The sequence below is a fragment of the Acinetobacter sp. genome (assembly GCF_036659555.1).
Lineage (GTDB): Bacteria > Pseudomonadota > Gammaproteobacteria > Pseudomonadales > Moraxellaceae > Acinetobacter.
On record NZ_JAVXCI010000079.1, the window covers coordinates 1 to 16176 of the forward strand.

The 16176-nt window shown below is 53.9% G+C and carries 17 protein-coding genes and 1 tRNA gene; 10 read left to right on the plus strand and 8 right to left on the minus strand.

Annotation, left to right across the window (positions count from 1 at the left end):
* Positions 1-188: 188 nt before the first annotated feature.
* Positions 189-416, minus strand: coding sequence for a hypothetical protein (locus RSA72_RS10935; RefSeq protein WP_068910577.1), 228 nt, complete (start codon positions 414-416; stop codon positions 189-191).
* A 515-nt stretch (positions 417-931) separates the two neighbouring features.
* Positions 932-1021, minus strand: a tRNA-Ser gene (locus tag RSA72_RS10940).
* Between the two features lie 122 nt (positions 1022-1143).
* Here RSA72_RS10940 and RSA72_RS10945 point away from each other — a divergent pair.
* The 3 genes from RSA72_RS10945 to RSA72_RS10955 all read left to right on the plus strand — a co-directional run bounded on the left by RSA72_RS10945 (position 1144) and on the right by RSA72_RS10955 (position 4754).
* On the plus strand, positions 1144-3024 hold the full coding sequence (locus RSA72_RS10945; RefSeq protein ID WP_332621759.1) for a potassium transporter Kup: 1881 nt from the start codon (positions 1144-1146) through the stop codon (positions 3022-3024).
* A gap of 322 nt (positions 3025-3346) precedes the next feature.
* Positions 3347-4441 (plus strand): DNA/RNA non-specific endonuclease, encoded by a 1095-nt coding sequence (locus tag RSA72_RS10950; protein WP_332621758.1) that lies wholly within the window; start codon positions 3347-3349, stop codon positions 4439-4441.
* Positions 4442-4508: 67 nt separating this feature from the next.
* On the plus strand, positions 4509-4754 hold the full coding sequence (locus RSA72_RS10955; RefSeq protein WP_332621756.1) for a hypothetical protein: 246 nt from the start codon (positions 4509-4511) through the stop codon (positions 4752-4754).
* 49 nt (positions 4755-4803) lie between these two features.
* Here RSA72_RS10955 and RSA72_RS10960 read toward each other — a convergent pair whose 3' ends face one another.
* Entirely contained in the window at positions 4804-5811 is a 1008-nt protein-coding gene (locus RSA72_RS10960; RefSeq protein ID WP_332621754.1) for an AraC family transcriptional regulator, read from the minus strand.
* Positions 5812-5921: 110 nt separating this feature from the next.
* Here RSA72_RS10960 and RSA72_RS10965 point away from each other — a divergent pair, with 110 nt between their 5' ends.
* Together RSA72_RS10965 and RSA72_RS10970 are read left to right on the plus strand one after the other, a co-directional pair.
* Entirely contained in the window at positions 5922-6596 is a 675-nt protein-coding gene (locus tag RSA72_RS10965; RefSeq protein WP_332621753.1) for a hypothetical protein, read from the plus strand.
* A gap of 78 nt (positions 6597-6674) precedes the next feature.
* Complete coding sequence (locus tag RSA72_RS10970; protein WP_332621751.1) at positions 6675-6863, plus strand: hypothetical protein; 189 nt, start codon at positions 6675-6677, stop codon at positions 6861-6863.
* A 141-nt stretch (positions 6864-7004) separates the two neighbouring features.
* On the opposite strand, the gene hisF is transcribed toward RSA72_RS10970, so the two are convergent.
* Entirely contained in the window at positions 7005-7763 is a 759-nt protein-coding gene (gene hisF, locus RSA72_RS10975) for an imidazole glycerol phosphate synthase subunit HisF (protein WP_068910585.1), read from the minus strand.
* A 113-nt stretch (positions 7764-7876) separates the two neighbouring features.
* On the opposite strand from hisF, the gene RSA72_RS10980 reads away from it, so the two are divergent.
* Genes RSA72_RS10980 through RSA72_RS10990 form a run of 3 tightly spaced genes read left to right on the plus strand, consistent with a single transcriptional unit; the run spans position 7877 to position 9898 of the window.
* The gene (locus tag RSA72_RS10980; protein ID WP_332621750.1) at positions 7877-8827 is read left to right on the plus strand and encodes a homoserine kinase; all 951 of its coding nucleotides are present in this window, start codon (positions 7877-7879) and stop codon (positions 8825-8827) included.
* A gap of 23 nt (positions 8828-8850) precedes the next feature.
* Positions 8851-9477: a DUF1294 domain-containing protein gene (locus RSA72_RS10985; RefSeq protein WP_332621748.1), complete on the plus strand. Its 627-nt coding sequence runs from the start codon at positions 8851-8853 to the stop codon at positions 9475-9477.
* A 28-nt stretch (positions 9478-9505) separates the two neighbouring features.
* Complete coding sequence (locus RSA72_RS10990; RefSeq protein WP_332621746.1) at positions 9506-9898, plus strand: DUF4870 family protein; 393 nt, start codon at positions 9506-9508, stop codon at positions 9896-9898.
* A 52-nt stretch (positions 9899-9950) separates the two neighbouring features.
* On the opposite strand, the gene RSA72_RS10995 is transcribed toward RSA72_RS10990, so the two are convergent.
* Positions 9951-10853: a DMT family transporter gene (locus RSA72_RS10995; RefSeq protein WP_332633186.1), complete on the minus strand. Its 903-nt coding sequence runs from the start codon at positions 10851-10853 to the stop codon at positions 9951-9953.
* A 93-nt stretch (positions 10854-10946) separates the two neighbouring features.
* On the opposite strand from RSA72_RS10995, the gene RSA72_RS11000 reads away from it, so the two are divergent.
* Both RSA72_RS11000 and RSA72_RS11005 read left to right on the plus strand, forming a co-directional pair.
* The gene (locus RSA72_RS11000) at positions 10947-11495 is read left to right on the plus strand and encodes a helix-turn-helix domain-containing protein (protein WP_332624012.1); all 549 of its coding nucleotides are present in this window, start codon (positions 10947-10949) and stop codon (positions 11493-11495) included.
* A gap of 148 nt (positions 11496-11643) precedes the next feature.
* Positions 11644-13365, plus strand: a complete 1722-nt coding sequence (locus RSA72_RS11005; protein ID WP_332624013.1) for an ABC transporter ATP-binding protein — start codon at positions 11644-11646, stop codon at positions 13363-13365.
* 492 nt (positions 13366-13857) lie between these two features.
* On the opposite strand, the gene hisA is transcribed toward RSA72_RS11005, so the two are convergent.
* The 3 genes from hisA to RSA72_RS11020 form a co-directional block, all read right to left on the minus strand.
* On the minus strand, positions 13858-14589 hold the full coding sequence (hisA, locus tag RSA72_RS11010) for a 1-(5-phosphoribosyl)-5-[(5-phosphoribosylamino)methylideneamino]imidazole-4-carboxamide isomerase (protein ID WP_332624014.1): 732 nt from the start codon (positions 14587-14589) through the stop codon (positions 13858-13860).
* A 69-nt stretch (positions 14590-14658) separates the two neighbouring features.
* A complete protein-coding gene (locus RSA72_RS11015) occupies positions 14659-15339 on the minus strand; it encodes a 3'-5' exonuclease (RefSeq protein ID WP_332624015.1) in 681 nt (226 codons plus the stop codon).
* 94 nt (positions 15340-15433) lie between these two features.
* A complete protein-coding gene (locus RSA72_RS11020; RefSeq protein WP_332633188.1) occupies positions 15434-15952 on the minus strand; it encodes a DUF805 domain-containing protein in 519 nt (172 codons plus the stop codon).
* Positions 15953-16176: the final 224 nt, after the last annotated feature.

Below are 16176 nucleotides of genomic sequence, written 5' to 3' on the forward strand. Positions count from 1 at the left end.
TGTGGACCTACTGATTACAAGTCAGTTGCTCTACCAACTGAGCTATGCCGGCATTGTGCAATGAATTGTACAGAATTTTTGTTCAGGCGCAAGCCAAAAAATGAGCGGTTGAATCTGCAGCGCAAAGCGGTGCGGGCGCAGCCGGCGGCGCGCAGGCTGTGCCCTTGAAATAGTTGAGAAAGCAGCGCCTATTTGCTGCGCAATATCCGGTCCAGATCCTGCGCGCATTCTTCCAGCGTAAATGCGGTGTCCAGCTGCAGCTGCGGCTTCAGCTCATTGGCCAGCACCCTCCATTCCTCTATCAGTTTAAGGGCTTTTTGAATTTTGTGCTTATTGATGTCTTTGGCAATGGTGGGCGTATAGCCGCCGCGTTTCGCATTCTTGATCTGTTTGACATAGTTTTGGCTGTTATTCATGTTTGCTCCCGAATAGCAGTTTTTTATGCTGAATGGACTGTGACGCTTTTAATTTACCGGTGGATCAAGTGGAACATGGGTTTAAAGGTTCAACGCTGAGTTTTCCTGCTGTGCAATGCCCTGAAAAAATTGCATTAATCCATTTTTAGCACAGGCTTAAGCAATTGTCTTTATGCTGTAAATTTGCAAATTGTAAAAAAAAGTGTCTGCGGTGCCGGCGCCTGCATAGGCAGGCTGTTGCCTTGAAATGATGTTCAATGGGTTGTTTCAGCTGAGTTTTTTCTGAATTTTACCTTGAGCAGGGTAAGCGGCTGTCAGGCGGGCAGGGCTTCTGAGCCATGCCGGCTGCGCTGAGCCTGACATAAAGCTGCAGCTTGGGGAGTTGAGGGCTATTACTGTACGCGATGCGCTGATTGAGCAGAAGGCAATAGTGGCTGCACTTGGCAACAAAAAAGGCCTAAACCTTTATAGTTTAAGCCTTTTAGGATTCCATGAAACATCATGGGAATAAAATCTGGCGGTGAGAGAGGGATTCGAACCCTCGATACGCGCAAACGTATACACACTTTCCAGGCGTGCTCCTTCAGCCACTCGGACACCTCACCGTATAGGCCGTGGATGATACCCAAAAAAAGCCCGGCTGCCAAGCTGAAACAATTGATTTAGAGAAAAAATTTTGACGTGATGCTATGATTCGCAAAAATTCTGTCTAAATTGAAGCCAATATATGCAAAGTACTGCACAAAAAGCCGCACTGCCTGCTATTACCTTAGCAGCGCTGGGTGTGGTATTCGGGGACATTGGCACCAGCCCGCTGTACGCGCTGCGCCAATGCTTCCTTACTGCGCATCTCGCCATATCGGAAGCCTCTGTCTTAGGCATTCTGTCGCTGATCTTCTGGTGCATGATGCTGACCATCAGCTTTAAATACGTGACCATCATCATGCGCGCCGACAACAACGGCGAAGGCGGGATCATGTCCCTGCTGGCGCTGAACCTGCGCACCACGCGCATCAGCGACAAGCGCAAGATTTATCTGATCGCCCTGGGCTTTATCGGCGCGTCGCTGTTCTTTGGCGACGGCATCATCACGCCAGCCATTTCAGTGCTGTCCGCAATTGAAGGCCTGAGCATTGCCACGCCGGTCTTCAACCAGTGGCTGGAGCCGCTGTCCATCGGCATTCTGACCGGGCTGTTTCTGGTGCAGCGCCACGGCACCGGCACCATGGGAAAATTCTTCGGGCCGCTCACCCTGCTGTGGTTCGCTGCAATCGGCGGCTTTGGCCTCTGGAGCATCCTGCAGACGCCGCATGTGCTGCTGATGGTGAATCCCTATTGGGCGCTGAGCTTTGTCTTTAACCAGCCCTATGTGGCTTTTTTGACCATGGGCGCGGTGATTTTAACCATGACCGGCGGCGAAGCGCTGTATGCCGATATGGGGCATTTCGGCCGCCTGCCGATCCGCCTGGCGTGGTTTATTGTGGTGCTGCCGTGCCTGCTGCTGAACTATGCCGGCCAAGGCGCGCTGCTGCTGCGCGACGCGGAAGCGCTGGCCAATCCGTTCTATATGCTGATTCCGGAATGGGCGCTGTATCCTATGATCGGCCTGGCCACCGCGGCTGCCGTGATTGCGTCGCAGGCGGTGATTACCGGGGTATTTTCCATGGTCAATCAGGCAGTGCAGCTGCGCTACCTGCCGCGCCTGACAGTGCGCCATACCTCCGAAGTTGAGCGCGGCCAGATTTATCTGCCGTTCATTAACTGGGCGCTGTATATTTCTGTGCTGATTCTGATCCTGCTGTTTGAAAACAGCGCGAATCTGGCCAGCGCATACGGCGTTGCGGTGACCATGACCATGCTCTGCGGCACCATCCTGATTTCGGTTCTGGCTTACGGCTTCTGGCGCTGGCCAATCTGGAAAGTGGCGCTGTTCGCCGCGCCGTTCCTGCTGCTGGATTTGGTCTTCGTCGCCTCGACATCGCTGAAGATTATTGCCGGCGGCTGGGTGCCGATCCTGATTGGCGCAGTGCTGTTTACGATTTTGATGACTTGGAAAGACGGGCGCGCCCTGGTGCTGAAGCGCCTGGAAAAAGACGCCTTGCCTATCGACCTGTTTATTCAAAGCATCAGCATGGGCAGTGAAGCCAAGTCTGTTCCGGGTGATGCGGTGTTCCTGACCGGCACGCCGAATATTGTGCCGCATGCCATGCTGCACAATATCAAGCACAATAAAGTGCTGCATGCGCGCAATGTGATGGTGACGGTGCTGACCCGCGATATTCCCTACGTGGCGCCGCAGGAGCGCAGCAGCGTGGAAAAGCTGGATGAGCGCTTTTACCGGATTAGCCTGCATTACGGCTTCAAGGATCAGCCGGATATTCCGCAGGCGCTGCAGTCTGCATATGAAGAACTCGGTTTTGAATATGACCTGATGCAGATCAGCTTCTTTATTTCCCGTGACCGGATTATCCATACGGTGGGCGATGGCATGGCGCCGTGGCGCGAAAAGCTGTTTATTTCCATGCAGCGCAACACCAGCCCGGTCAGCGATTTCTATCAGATTCCAACCAACCGCGTGGTTGAGCTGGGCAGCCAGATTGAAATTTAGCTGCAGGCCGTGGTGATGCGCATAAAAAAGCCGGAGCTCAGCTCTGGCTTTTTTTATGCGGGCTTTTAAAGGGTTCAGGCTTAAACGGCAGCCGGGCCTAAGGCTTCCGGCGCTTGGCGCGGGCGCAAGGAAAGTGGCGCAAATGCATCCATCCTGCCGCTAAAGCGCTGTATAAGCGCGGCATTTTGTTACATCAATTCTGCAGATTTTGGCGGTTTTTGCGCATTTGTTGAGCGAAATCCGGCGCGCTCCATGTACTTCGAGTGGCGCGCTTGCTAAGCTCCCGGAAAATAGCCCTTTTTAGAAGTTAATATTGCAAGCGATGGCAAAAAACAAACGCAGCTCAGGCAATGCCTTGGCCCGGCTGTTCAATCAGAACGGCGTCAAAATGATTTTAGGCCTGGTGGCTGCCGGAAGCTTTGCCTTTGCCTTCGGGCAGGAAAAAATCCAGCAGCTGGTCGCCGGCGCTGCTCCATCCAATGCCGCCTGCCTGGACCAGTTCTACCGCGAAGCGCCGCCGTATTTGATGAAGGACAGCCTGAATAAGCACAGCTATCCTTTGTGCTTCAATGGCTTCAATGTCATGTATTCAGGGGTTTCCAAAACTCCGCTGTGGGTGGCCGAAGCGCTGACCCCCAGCCGCCTGAGCCAGAAAATTCCGCGCGAAGACAGCTTCCATGAAGAAACCCGGGTCAATGCTGAACACCGCGCGCTGCTGTCGGATTACCGCGCTTCGGGCTATGACCGCGGCCATATGGCGCCGAATGCCGACATGCCGAATAAAGAGGCGCAGTTTGACAGCTTTTCCCTCGCCAATATGGTGCCGCAGGCGCCGAAGAATAATCAGCAGGTCTGGCGCGAGCTGGAAGAAGCCACCCGCGCCCTTGCGGTCAAGCAGAAGCAGGATGTGTATGTGGTGACCGGCCCGGTATTCGCGGCCAAAAAGCTGAAAACCATCGGCAAAGGCGTGATTGTGCCGACCGCAGTCTTTAAGGCGCTTTACCTGCCGAAAACCGGCGCAGCCGGCGCCTATTACGCGCCGAACGACAATTCGCAGCAGGTGAAAATCGTCAGCATCTGCTATCTGGAAGAGCAGCTGGGCATCAATTTGTTTCCGCAGCTGAGCGAAGAGCAGAAGCGCAACACCTATCACCTGCCTTTAAAGGCCACTGCGGTCAAAGCCGGCCAGCCGGTTGAATATTCAAACTGGGATGCGGAAAGCCAGTGCGCGGAAGAAGTCAGCAGCAGCCAGCTGCAGGAGGTGCAGAAGCAGTTCAAGTCCGCCGGTGGCGCATCGTCCGCAGCCGCGCCTGCTCAGGGCGGTTCGGCTTCGGGCATGGATGCGGATGCGCAGAATGCCATTGTGAAGCAGCTGATTGAGGCGCTGCTGCAGTACATTCTGCAGTTGTTGAAATAATTTTCCTGCATTAGGATGGCTCAGGCATCCTGCGAATTTTTATAATAACAAGACCCGCGAGAAGATTATGTTCAAGCCTTATGAGAATGGCGCCGAGTCGCATGCCATTCATGATTTAACTCTGGAAAATGACCTGGACTGCGTCAGCCTGTACGGCAACCTGCAGCTGACCAAAGATCAGGCCGGGCTGCGCGCCGCCAAGGCGCTGCAGGCGGCGCTGAATGAGGTAGTCAGCGCGCTGGAAAATACCGCCGATCTGCCGGAAAAAATCAGCCGCAGCCAGGGCGGGGAAATTGAAAACCCGTTTCTGTAGGCTCCCGGCATTTTTTTCCCAGCCGTTTCCTGCATTTAAGGTTCAAGCCTCAGCGCGCCGGAAGGTTCTGCCGGCGCCACTGCTGCGGCGTCAGCTGCAGCCAGCGCTTGAATGCGCGCTGAAAGGCGCTTTGCTCTGAATAGCCCAGCAGCAGCGCAATTTCCTGCAGGCTTAAATGCGGGTCGCGCAGGTACTGCTCCGCCAGCATGCAGCGGACTTCCTGCATGCGCTGCTGATAGCTGGCGCCCTGCTGCTGCAGGTGGCGCTGCAGCTGGCGCACCGGAATATTCAGCTGGCCGGCAATATGCTCAATCTGAAACTGGTTTTTCTGCAGCCCGGTTAAAATCGCCTGCTGCAGGCGCTGATCGGTCTGGGTGCTGTGCGGCAGCTTCTGCAGCAGCGACTGGGCCTGCTGCGTCAGCAGCTGCTGCAGGGTCTGGTCGCCCTGCAGGAAGGGCGCGGACAGCTCCTGCACCGGCAGCAGCACTTCTGAACAGGGCTGCGAAAAGCGCACTTTGCAGCCGAAATACTGCGCATACAGCGCCGCATGCCTGGGGGCTGCGGACTGAAAATGCACGGCGTGCAGGCGGATATTCTTAAAATCCATAAAGTGCTTTAAAAAGCCGACCATCAGCGCGATGGCGGTTTCATCGGTAATCTGCGCGGTCATATTCTGCGGCAGCTCAGACCAGCGGATAGACAGCAGGCCGCCCTGCGCAGTAACCTGCAGCGGGCTGCCGTCATAAATCAGGCGGTGAAAGTCATGGTAGCGCTGCAGGGCTTCGCCCAAGTTTTCGCAGGACATGGCGATATAGGCGATAATGCCCAAATGCTTGGGCTGCACCAGTTCCGCAATTTCCAGGCCCAGCGCCGGGCGCCGCAGCTGCGCGTCCAGCTCCAGCAGCAGCTCGCGCCACAGGCTGTAGTCAAAGCGTTCCAGATGCTGAATCCGCTGCAGCTTTTCAGGAATGGCGAGTCCCTGCGCCTGATAATAGGCATACAGCAGCTGTCCGAGCCCGCCATAGACTGAGCCGGTATAGTCCTTGAGCTGACGCATTTTTTTATTCTTAAATTCTGTCGCAATTTGTCAATGATATTGAAAAAGCCGGTCAATATCCAGCCCGGCGCATCGGCTATAGTTGCAGAAGAGCATGGAGGAATTGGCAGATGTGGAAAGGTTTTTTAGCAGGCCTGGCCGTGGCGAACGGCTTTGAGTGGGTTGCGCATAAATATATCCTGCACGGCACGCACCGCGCAGGCAAGCCGCGCTACAGCCCGGTGCCGGACAGCATGAAGTCCCATTGGGAGCATCACCGCGAAGTGCGCAAAACCGACTTTCATGATCAGGGCTATGTCGAAGGCATCAGCAACTGGCGCACCAGGAATGAGATTATTTCGCTGGCTGTGGTGGCCGGGGTGTTCGGCGCGGCCTTTTATCCGGTGTCCAAAGGCATGAGCCTGGCGGTGCTGTACAGCGCCGGCAATTATTACTATATTCACCGGCGCGCGCATCTGGAGCCGGAATGGGCCATGAAGCGCATTCCGTGGCATTATGACCATCATATGAATTCCAATCAGGATGCCAACTGGTGCGTGACCAAGCCATGGTTTGACTATGTGCTGGGCACGCGGGTGATTTCGGCGCCTGAACTGCAGGAAGCGAATCCGCTGGGCATTCTGCTGCCGGCGCGGCTGTCAGATGCCCTGACGCGGGCGGTGAATAAAGTCCGTCCGGCAAAATGGGTGGAGCGCAAGCTGAAGGCTATTGAAGGGGCGGAGGCCAGCGCCTTGCAGGCGGCTCCTGCAGAAGCTGGGCAAGGCGGCGCTGCCACGGCGCTTTAAGCGTCATAGCATTGCCTCAGTCAAAATTGCAGTCCACGCATAGTTGAGTGAAATAAACTTAGGATACGCGGGTGCGGCATGGATGCCGCACGTTGCCCATCCCTTGCGCTGCATTTTAAAGCAGTGCTTAAAACTGGCTCAGGATGCCGTGTATGGGCAACAAAAGACTTTTGTTTTACTTTGGGTCTTTCCAAAGTAAAATCTTGCCTGCGCAAAGGCATCGAAACTTTTAAAGCAAAAATGAGGCAGTGCAAGCATCATCGTTAATTGCCGAAATAGTTAATGCAACTAAAATCCGGTGCAATCATATTTTAATAGGTAATTATGCGTAATACCGATTTTAGAACTTAGCTATAAAAAATAGCGCCGAAGCGCTATTTTTTAATCTGCTTTCACTGGCACAGCCAATTACAGGCGCATTTCAATGCCTTGCGCTGCAAGGTATTTTTTCGCTTCAGGAATGGTGTACTGGCCAAAGTGGAAAATTGAAGCCGCCAGCACCGCATCGGCGCCGCCTTTTAAAATGCCGTCCGCCAGATGCTGCAGATTGCCCACGCCGCCGGAAGCAATAGTCGGAATGCTGACCCGGTCATTGATGCTGCGCATCAGCGCCAAGTCATAGCCGGCTTTGGTGCCGTCGGCGTCCATCGAGGTGATCAGCAGCTCGCCGGCGCCGAAGTCCGCCATTTTCACCGCCCATTCAATCGCGTCAATGCCGGTCGGCTTGCGCCCGCCGTGGGTGAAGATTTCCCATTTATTGTCGCCGGTTTTTTTCGCGTCAATCGCCACGACAATGCACTGCGCGCCGAAACGCTGCGAGGCTTCCTGCACAAACTCCGGGTTAACCACCGCCGCCGAGTTGATGCTGACTTTGTCTGCGCCGGCATTCAGCAGCAGGCGGATATCTTCCACTTTGCGCACGCCGCCGCCGACGGTCAGCGGCACAAACACCGATTCCGCCATGCGCTCTACGGTGCGGTAAGTGGTGTCGCGGCCGCCGGATGTCGCGGTAATGTCAAGGAAGGTGATTTCATCAGCGCCCTGCTCATTGTAGCGGCGCGCCACTTCAACCGGATCGCCTGCATCCCGGATATCAAGGAATTGCACGCCTTTCACCACGCGGCCATTGTCGACGTCCAGGCAAGGAATAATACGTTTAGCAAGCATAATTTTTTCCAGTAATTACAGCCGATTATGAAACTCACCCGCACAAGCGCTACACCTTGGCAGATTGAAACGGTATTCTATCAAACTTATGTAAGATTTTTCGCAGGTTTTCTATGTCGGTTTATACCACTTTGACTTTACAGGAAGTTCAGGACTTCGCAGCGCCTTACGGCTTGAAGGCGGCGGAGCTGATTCCAATTCAAGGAGGGATTCAGAATACCAACTATTTTATGGTCTGCGAAAATGGCCAGCAGTTTGTCCTGACAATTTTTGAAGAAATGGACGAGCGGGGCGCAGGCGAACTGGTGCCCGTGCTGGAGCATCTGGGCAAAACCGGCCTGGCGGTGCCGGTGCCGCTGCAGCATCACGGCAAAGCTATCCACAGCCTGAAAGGCAAGCCTGCGCAGATAGCGCCGCGCATGCGGGGAGCGCATCCCATGCCGGCAAGCCTTGGGCAGGTGCAGGCCATCGCCGCCGCGCAGGCGGAAATGCATGTGGCGCTGCGGGATTTTCCTTTAGAGCGCGCTGCATACCGTGACCACGCCTACTGGCGCCAGGTCTCGCGTGAAATCAAGCCGACTTTGGACGCGGCCGATACCGCATTATTGAATAATCTGCTGGGCCTGTATGATGCGCTGAGCGCCATGTATCCGGACCGCCCGAAAGGCTTTATCCACTCGGACTTATTCCGCGACAATACCCTGTTTGAGGGCGATGCGCTGCAGGGCATTTTAGATTTTTATGAACTGAATAAAGACGAGCTGCTGTTTGATATCGCCATCACCCTGAATGACTTCTGCACGGACTATCCCGCAGTTACGCTGAATGAGGAAAAAGCCCTGGCCTTCTTAAAGGCCTATGAAAGCGTGCGCCCTTTGACGGCGGATGAAAAGTCCTGCCTTGAGCTGTATTTGGCCATGGCTGCCGGGCGCTTCTGGATGATGCGCCTGCAGGTCGCGCAGAAAAACGCCGCCGAAGGCCGTACCGGCGGCGATATTCTGCAGAAAAATCCGAATGAAATGCGTAATATGCTGATTGAACGCTTAAAGTTCGTAACTGCTTAACTGGACAATGAAAAGGAGCTGCAATGCGCGATCAAGGGCGTCTGGTAGAATGGTTTGATGATAAAGGCTATGGCTTTATTCAGCCCAGCGACAGCGCCAAAGACCGCGTTTTCCTGCACATTAAGGACTTTGCCCGGCCCGGCCCGCGGCCTATCGTCGGCTGCGCTTTGGAATATCTGGTGATTTTAGATGAGCGCGGGCGCTGCCGCGCGCAGCAGGTGAGCTATTTAAAGGCGTCGCAAACTCAGGCGGCGAATAAAAAAGCCAAGGACAATATCGTCAAGCTTCCAAAAAAAGCCTCAGCCATGCAGATGCTGTGCATTGCCTATATTTTAGCGCTGGCGGCGCTGGGCCTTGCCGGCCTGCTGCACGGCATGGCAGTGCTGGGCATCAGCCTGATCAATACGGTGACTTACTGGCTGTATGCGCAGGATAAGGAAGCCGCGCGGCAGGGCATCCGGCGCGTGCCGGAAAATACCCTGCATATTCTGTCCTTTCTGGGCGGCTGGCCGGCAGCCTGGCTGGCGCAGCAGCGGCTGCGCCATAAAACACAAAAGCAGCCGTTCCGCCAAATTTATTTCTGTACAATCGCTTTTAATATATTTTTGATTTCATGGCTGATTTCCCCGCTTAACCCGTTAAGGGGCTAAGTGCGGAACAGGATTTTAAGGGGCATGCATGAATTATTCAGTTGATCAGGATCCGAACCGGACTTTAACGATAGCCTTGTATGTGCTGTATATCGCGGCGATTTTTTCCGGCGGCCTGCTGGCGGTGATTGCGCTGATCATCAACTACGTCAAGCGCAGCGCCGTGCAGGGCACTATTTTTGAAAGCCACTTCACTTGGCAGATCCGCACCTTCTGGTGGTATCTGTTCTGGAACATTCTGGCCTTTGTGCCGTTTACTTTCCTGTTCTTTACCGGCGAAAATCCGGACTCTTTTGCCGGCGTGGCTTTCGGCGCATCGGCGTTTTGCCTGGCGGCGGTCGGGCTGTCATGGATCTGGATTGTGTACCGCGCCATCCGCGGCATTATTACCGTGAATGACAACCAGCCGATGTACCGCTGAAAATTGCACAAAGCAGCACAGCTATAGGTCTCTAGTGCGCTGTTTGAGCCTGTCAGGATGAAGCTGAAGCCGCGCTTTTCCGCCTTAAAAATTTCGGGCGCCATTCGCTGACCATCACGCCGATGACTACCAGCAGGCCGCCCATTAAAGCCAGTGGCGCCAAACGCTCTCCGGCAAGGCGGCCCGCTAAAGCTGCCCAGACCGGTTCGCCGGCATAAATGATGGCGGCCTGCGACGGGTCAACCATGCGCTGCGCCCAGTTCATCACCAGCTGAATCACCGCGCTGGCCAAGCCTAAACCGCACAGTACGGCCAAAAGCGGCCACTGGAAGGCCGGAAGCTGCGTTTCGCCATTGAAGGGCGCAGCGATAAAGCACAGCGCAGAGGCGAAAGCCAGCTGCAGCAGGGTGACGCGGCGCAGATTCACTTTGCCGGCAAAATAGCTGATTAAAATAATTTCAAAGGCGATGGCGATTGAGCCGAGCAGGGTAATGATCTGGCCGGAATTCAGCTGAATTGCGCCAAAGCCATTGCCGGTTAAAAACACCAGGCCGCTGAACGCAAACAGTGCGCCGAGCCAAGTCATGATATGCGGGCGGTTTTTAAAGCACAGCCACATGAAGAAGGGCACTAAGGGCACATACAGGGCAGTCAGGAATGCGGATTCACTGCTGCTGATGCTTTGCAGGCCAATGGTTTGCGCAGCGTAGCCGGCAGCAATCACCGCGCCGATGCAGAAGCCTGCAAGTACTTCATAGGCGCGGAATCCGCTTAAATTTTTCCAGGACAGCAGGCTGACCGCAATGGCCGCCGCCGCAAAGCGCAAGCCGACCAGCATGATGGGGCTGCTGAAATTCAGGCCGTACTGCACGGTCAGGAAGCTGCCTCCCCAGATGACGGTGATGATAATCAGCGCGATGACCGGGGCTTTAGCGCTTAAAGAGCGGTTGAACATGGATGCTGGTGTTGTGCAGTATATTGCACACAGCTTGTCACAAAATGTTTTTATGTGCAATATACTGCTCAATATTTTTTTTGATGATGCCCTATGAAGCCTGCTGCCGTACTGGAATATGTGAGCCAAAATGTCCGGGCCTACCGCAGCCTGCAAGGCCTGAGCCAGCAGCAGCTGGCTGACTTGGCGGGCTTAAGCCGGCGCATGATTGCCGGGGTGGAATCCGGGCAGGATAATATCAGCCTGGCCAAACTGAGCCTGATTGCCGATGCGCTGGGCGTTGATTTTGCCCAAATCATTGCGGCCCCTGAACAGCAGGGGCAGGCGGTGATCAATGCATTGGCCTGGCGGGGCGCGCAGGAGCAGAGTGTGGCCAAGCTGCTGGCGTCTGCGCCGGCTGCGCAAAAGGTTGAACTATGGGCATGGACGCTGGCGCCCGGTGAACAGTACTGCGCTGAAGCCGACCCGGAAGGCTGGCGTGAAATGCTGTATGTGACCGAAGGCGAGCTGACTTTGGATCTGGCGGGCAAGCTCCAGACCCTGCGGGCGGGGGAATCCGCCGTATTTTCCAGTACGCTGGAATACCGCTACATCAACCGCAGCCGGCAGCCGGTGAAATTTATCCGCAATGTCGTCTATTAGGCGCTTAGGGCGCCATCTTGCTTTAGCTGGCTATTAATGGATTGGCATCATCTGCTGAGCGGCGCGCGGAGCATTCCGCTGCGGCTTTAAATGGACAGGAGCGGTCAGAATACGTACAGTAGGGGAAAATTAGAAAACAGTGCGGATAATGAAACTGATCGGCCATCTTGAAGCGGTGAAGAACTACATTTTTATCTGGCGGCGTTCGTCGCAGCATTATGCAAAGCAAAAGCAGCATTTTATGATCATGTTTTTGCTGGTGGTTTTGGCCGCTGTTTTTGCAACCTTATTTCCCTATTTAATGAAGCTGATCATCGATCAGGTCGAGCAGAACCGCGCGTCAGCGCTGTCCGCTGTTTTCAGCCTGGAGCATCTGTATCTGCTGGTGATCGCCTATGCCTGCGCATGGCTCACGTCGCAGCTGCTGTCATGGCTGCAGAATGTATTCAGCGCGGTCTTATCCGTTAATTTTGAAACCGCCCTGCTGCATTCGGGCATAGAAAACTTTCTGGGGCTTAAAAAGCAGCGGCAGGACGCGGTTCAGGCCGGCGCGCTGAAAGCGGATCTGCAGCGCGGCTGTTCGGCGTTTTTTGAAATCAACTATACCCTGTTCCTGCTGCTTGGGCCGCTGGTGCTGCAGCTGCTGTTCATTTTTATCGTGCTCTTTAAGAACATCAATCTGTGGTTTGGCTTGTTCTTTGTCAGCGCTGCCGTGCTGATTTTCCTGATTTCTTTTTATGTCAGCAGAAAGAGCGGGGCCTACTTCAGCCAGCTGTATCAGGGGCATAATAAAATTGATGATTCGGTGCTGGAAAAGCTGCTGAACAGCTATGAAATTAAAATCAAGCATGCCGGCGCCTATGAGCTGCAGCGGCTGGAGCGGCAGCTGGCGGATTACGCCGGCGTGACGAAAAGAAGCCATTTGAAGATCGGCCTGCTGATGATGGCGCAGATCGCGTTTATCTTCTGCTTCCTTTTATGCTTCATGCTGTACACCGCCTATATGTCGCAGCGCCTGCAGATCAGTTCCGGCGATTTTGTGCTGATCAGCAGCTATATCATTCAATTGACCACGCCGTTTCTGATGGTGTCGCAGAGCTTAATGCGGGTAAACGGCAATATCGTCGCCCTGGCAAGCTACCGGCATTATTTTGATTTAGAGCAGGATCATTATTCAGCGGAAAAAATTCAGCCGCGGCCATTTTTATATCAATTCATCAATGCCGAACTGCATCTGGGCAAAGTGAAAATCCGGCATTTCAATTACTGTTTTCTGCCGCAGAAAACCTATGCGATTGTCGGGGAAACCGGGCGGGGCAAAACCACGCTGCTGCATTACCTGATGGGGGTATGCCAGCTGGAATCGGGGCAGCTGCAGTATAAGTCGCTGGATATTTCCAAACAGTTCGCCCGCGATATTTTTACAGAAGTGAGTTTTGTCGGGCAGCATCCGGTGGTGTTTGCGGGCACGCTGCGGGAAAACTTAGTCTATAACAGCGCTTATCAATATGATGATGCTGAACTGATGGCCTGGCTGAAGCAGTTTAATTTATCGGCGCTTTTAGACAAAAACCGGATCGGGCTGGATGATGACTTAGGTGATTTATACAAGAAATTCTCCGGCGGCGAAAAACAGCGCATCGGCATTCTCCGCGCGCTGCTGGCCCAGCCTCAAGTCCTGATTCTGGATGAGCCTACGGCAGCTTTAGATGCGGAAACCGCCAGCCGCGTGCTTCGGCTGATTCAGCAGCAGGTTGATTCAGTGATTTTAATTACCCATGCGCAGAGCTGCATGCAGCTTGCTGACGAAATTCTGGATTTAGACCAGCTTGTTGCGCGCCAAGGGGCGCCGCTGACAGCCTCTTCATAAAAAAAAGAGGCCAATGGGTTAATTCTGATCAATCAAGGAATTTCACAGTAAATTTCTTAACCTTTTTGGCTATTTACGGCGGAGTCTTGCCGCTTTTAAATCCGATATTTGAGGCTATTGTTGGCCGCATATTTAAGTAAAACAAACTTTGGATACGCGCATGCGGCATGGATGCCGCATGTTGCCCATCACGGCAGGGATGCCGTGTATGGGCAACGAAAGACTTTTGTCTCCTTTGGGTCTTTCCAAAGGAGGGCCTCGCCTGCGCAAAGGCGTTTAAACTTTCTAAAGAAAAAGTGAGGCAGTGCAGGCGCTGAAATTTAAGAGTGCATAAATTGTCTGATTTCTTGCCAGAATCATAATCTATATAATTGTTTTTAAAATATATTAATCATATTTAAGAAACGCTGGAACTTAAAAAGAAAATGCCAGTCAGTTTCTTAACTGGCTGGCATTAGCCAATTGGCCTCTTTTTCCGGTTATGCCGGAGGCTTAAAGCGCCTGCTCATCCAGCAGTAGCTGCGCTTCGCGCAGGTTCAATGTGCCTTCATAAATCGCGCGGCCGGTAATCGCGCCTAAAATGCCCGGCTGGCCTTTCAGCTGGCGGATGTCATCCATATTGGTCACGCCGCCTGATGCAATCACCGGCAGGCCGGAATACTGCGCAAGGTGGACGGTCTGCTCAATGTTGACGCCCTGCATCATGCCGTCGCGGGCGATGTCGGTATACACAATGCTGGATACGCCGGCGTCTGCAAAGCGCTTGGCCAGATCAACGGCTTTCACTTCAGTCACATTGGCCCAGCCGTCTGTGGCCACCATGCCGTTGATGGCGTCAATGCCGACAATAATGCGCCCGGCGAATTTTTTGCAGGCTTCTTCAACAAATTCAGGCTCTTTCACCGCTTTGGTGCCAATGATGACAAAAGACACGCCGGCATCTAAATAATGCTCAATAGTTTCCAGCGAGCGGATGCCGCCGCCGATCTGAATCGGCAGCTCAGGCTGCGCCTTGGCAATCGCTTCAACCACCGGCTTATGAATAGGCGCGCCTGCGAAAGCGCCGTTCAAATCCACTAAATGCAAGCGGCGCGCGCCTTCATTCACCCAATGCTGCGCGGTTGCCGCCGGATCGTCAGAAAATACGGTATCGTCTTCCATACGGCCTTGTTTCAGGCGCACGCATTTGCCGTCTTTCAGGTCAATTGCAGGGATGATCAGCATGCTTTCGCTCCTTGCTTAATCTTAAAGTGAATTGATTGGCAGCCATCTTAGCAAAATATTGGCAAATTTCTAAGCATCTGATGCGGGTTTTGTTTGACTTGGCGGCCTGCGCAAGTTCCGGGCGCTGTTCAGAATTTCCTGCGGCAGCAGGCCCAGGCGGCGCAGCTCTTCAAATACCAGCACCGGCGCATAGGCGTCGGCCGCCGCATAGGCGATCTGCTGCGGGCTTAAATGCTTTTTTGACCAGTTGGAAGTGCTGACGCTTTTGCTTTTCGGGAAATTCACCTGAAACAGCAGCGCCATGGCGTTTTTCAGGCCCACAGGATTGTCCAGGCCAAAGGCTTTAAAGCATTTCGACAGCTCAACGGCGCTGTTCAGTTCCAGGCCTTTTTTGCGGAACAGATGCGCGTCATTTTTCAGGCCGAAGCCGGCTTTGATCTGCTGGCGGCTGGCGAACACCGGTTTTAAAAATTCCAGAATTTCCGGGCTGACCTGAAACAGATAGGCGCAGTCCGGTGTGGCGAGCTGGATTAAATGCGGGCCGGTGGCGGCCTCGCCTTTCTTGAAGGTCGGCTTGGACTCGGAATCAAAGCCCAGCAGGGCAGCGCTTTTCAGCTCCCGCTCAATCCGGCGGCAGTGCTCAAGGCTTTGAATCAGGCGGATTTGGCCGGCCGGCAGGCTTTGAAACAGCGGCAAGGCCTGAATGTGCTCTTTGGCGGGCAAAACATGATGAAGGCTGGAGTGATTCATTGCAGATCAAAATTGCGCATTTTTTGCAGACTAGCGCGTTTTTGCCAGAAAGGCAAAATAAAGCCCGCAGGGCGCGGGCTTTAAAGGCTTGGGCTTATTCCGCCGGACGCTGCAGTTCTATCTGCGCCTGCTGCGCGCGCTGCGCATAATCGTGGTAGGCCGGTATCGCAATCGCAGCCGTAATGCCGATTGGGAAAATCAGCACGTAAATCCAGCCTAAAACCTTTTCCCATGTCAGGGCCGCTCTCGGCGGGCCAAACTGGTTTGCATGCGCATCGCCTTTGGCGAAAATCAAATACAGCGCCAGGATGATATTGGCAAAGGGCACCAGCATCAGCAGCGACAGCCAGCCGCTGTGGTTGCGGTCATGCAGGCGGCGGATGGTGAAAATAAAAGTGAAGTACAGCATCACGGCGTACACCGCGCCCAAAAGAATCAGGGCGGGCATGGAAAGGCTTTTGGTTTCGCCCGGGGAAACCGCCTGCAGCAGCAGGGCGCAGAGGAAGCCCAGCAGCATCACCGCAATCAGTAATAGGCCATTCCAGCCGAGATAAGACAGGCGGCTGAAGCGTCCGGCGGCGCTTAAAGCGGAATTGTTCACAGAGCTGTTCATTATCGTGTTCCTAGTATTTTTAGTTGGTATGTTTAAGAATCAGCCGAATCATAATCATTTTTGATCAAAGATTAAAGAAAGCATCTTGATGGAATAAGAAAAGCCCGCATTGGGCGTAATGCCAGTCAGTTAAGAAACTGACTGGCATTTTCTTTTTAAATTCTAGATTTTATTTGATACACGGAAGCGTCATCCGCAACCTATCTGGCCATTTGAAATGGACT